Raw genomic sequence first — 330 nt, 5'->3', positions numbered from 1 at the left:
AGCGTCAGCGTCACGGTCTTGGCCGATACCGCCACACTGCTCACGCTGATGGCCGCGTTGCCTGCGCTGCTGACCGCATAGGCCGAGGCGGCTGCGGTGTTCACGACATCCAGGTTGCTCGCGTCGGTGTAGGTCAGCGTCAGTTGGTTGCCGTTGACCGTGGTGGTTTCGATCACCGGGGGCGTGCTGTCTACTGGCGTGTCGTTGGTTACAAACAGGTTGATGACGTCCACCGCGTCGTTGCCGGCCACGTCCTGCACCACGGCGCCGGTCGCGGGTTTGGTGTAGCTGAGGCTCAGACTCTCCCGGTGGGCCGCGGCGCGGCTCAGT

1 protein-coding gene is annotated in these 330 nt (G+C 65.5%); it reads right to left on the bottom strand.

Annotation, left to right across the window (positions count from 1 at the left end; translation table 11 throughout):
- Nucleotides 1-330, bottom strand: a 330-nt coding sequence (locus tag VTU_RS28350; RefSeq protein WP_040893179.1) for a SwmB domain-containing protein, incomplete at both ends; no start/stop codon positions are given.

Origin of the sequence: Verminephrobacter aporrectodeae subsp. tuberculatae At4 (genome assembly GCF_000193225.1) — a bacterium.
Taxonomy (GTDB): domain Bacteria; phylum Pseudomonadota; class Gammaproteobacteria; order Burkholderiales; family Burkholderiaceae_C; genus Acidovorax; species Acidovorax aporrectodeae.
The sequence above is the reverse complement of the archived record's forward strand: the minus strand, read 5'-3'. Positions and strand labels throughout refer to the sequence as shown.